We start from the raw sequence: 2247 nt of genomic DNA on the forward strand, positions 1-2247 counted from the left end.
ATGAGTTTTTAGCAGCCCCAAGTTCATCGAGCACGATCCCTAATGCTGAGTATATAGAAGTATTCAATCGCTCTGATAAGTTCATAGACCTGAATAGCTGGGCGTTGAGTGATGCAGCGGGTAGCTCAGCAGCATTTGGAACGTTCATCCTAAGGCCAGACTCCTTGCTAATCTTGACAGAAACAGACAATGGATCGCTATTTACAAGCTACGGAGATGTGCTGGAAGTAAACAACTTCCCCTCCCTAAACAATGGAGGTGACAGTATTATTCTCACCAATGCATCAGCAACCATCATTCATGAGGTTGCTTACACAAGTTCATCCAGCGGAGTATCCACAGAGCTTATCAACCCGAATGGGCCTGACTATTCGGAAAACAATTACGGCAACAGTACAGAACCTGATGGCGGCACGCCGGGAGAACAAAATTCTATTTTCGATGACACGCCTGATACAACCCCTCCCTCTATCAATTCAATAAGTGTCATTTCAGCAACTGAACTGGATGTAACCTTTGATGAGCCACTCGATGAAACCACAGTTGAGGCGACAGGAAACTACAGCATCGAAGGAGGAATTACGATAAATACGGCCATCCTGGATGAAACGAACAATGAATTGGTCCACCTGACGGTCAGCATGCTTCCCTCGGGTGAAACGCAAACCCTGACGGTAAAAGGCGTTGAAGACCTTTCCGGCAATGCAGTAATTAATGCAACGATTGACTTTGAATACATCGAGACAGAAATTGCAGTTGCAAACGATGTGGTGATCAATGAGTTTTTAGCCTCCCCAAGTTCTTCGAGCACGATCCCTAATGCCGAGTATGTAGAAGTATTCAATCGGTCTGATAAGTTCATCGACCTGAATGGTTGGACGTTGAGTGATGCAGCGAGTAGCTCAGCAGCATTTGGAACATTTATTCTTCGACCAGACTCCTTCCTTATCCTGACAGAAACAGACAATGGATCACTATTTACCAGCTATGGAGATGTGCTGGAGGTCAACAACTTTCCATCCTTAAACAATGGAGGAGACAGTATCATCCTTAGGAATTGCTCCTCAACAATCATTCATGAGACGGCCTACACGAGCTCATCTAGTGGCATATCTACAGAGCTTATCAACCCGAATGGCCCTGATTACTCAGCAAACAATTATGGCACCAGTACAGGCCCTGATGGTGGCACACCGGGAGAGCAAAACGCGATTTTTGATGACACGCCTGATACAACCCCACCCTCGATCAATTCAATAAGTGTCATCTCAGCTACTGAACTTGAAGTGACTTTTGATGAAACGCTAGAAGAAACATCGGCAGAAACGGCTGCAAACTATACCGTAGATGGAGGAATCACTGTAAACACGGCGGCAAGAGATGAGTCAGACAATGCGTTGGTTCACCTGACGGTTGGTACACTTCCTTCAGGAGAGATCCGAACGCTGACAGTTAATGGAGTGGAAGATCTTTCCGGCAATGCAGTAATTAATGCAACGATTGACTTTGAATACATCGAGACAGAAATTGCAGTTGCAAACGATGTGGTGATCAATGAGTTTTTAGCCTCCCCAAGTTCTTCGAGCACGATCCCTAATGCCGAGTATGTAGAAGTATTCAATCGCTCTGATAAGTTCATCGACCTGAATGGTTGGACGTTGAGTGATGCAGCGAGTAGCTCAGCAGCATTTGGAACATTTATTCTTCGACCAGACTCCTTCCTTATCTTGACAGAAACAGACAATGGATCGCTATTTACAAGCTACGGAGATGTGTTGGAGGTTAATAACTTCCCCTCCTTAAACAACGGAGGTGACAGCATCATCCTCACGAATGCATCTGCTACCGTCATTCATGAAACCGCCTACACCAGTTCATCTAGCGACATATCTACAGAGTTGATCAATCCGAATGGTCCTAATTACTCAGCAAACAATTACGGCACCAGTACAGACCCTGATGGCGGCACACCGGGTGAACAAAACTCCATTTTTGATGACACGCCTGATACCACCCCGCCATCAATCAATTCCATCAATGTAGTCTCAGCTACCGATCTGGATGTGACTTTTGATGAAATGCTAGAAGAAACATCGGCAGAAACGGCTGCAAACTACACCGTAGATGGAGGGATCACAGTTAGTGCAGCGGTAAGAGATGAGTCAGACAATGCGTTGGTTCACCTGACGGTTGGTACACTTCCTTCAGGAGAGATCCGAACGCTGACAGTTAATGGAGTAGAAGATC

At 45.7% G+C, this 2247-nt stretch carries 1 protein-coding gene; it reads left to right on the forward strand.

The features are described 5' to 3' along the window. The coding region (locus CHB71_RS18655) for a lamin tail domain-containing protein (RefSeq protein WP_144017498.1) at positions 1–2247 on the forward strand (2247 nt) is incomplete at both ends.

This window comes from Ekhidna lutea, assembly GCF_900188325.1.
Taxonomy (GTDB): Bacteria; Bacteroidota; Bacteroidia; order Cytophagales; family Cyclobacteriaceae; genus Ekhidna; species Ekhidna lutea.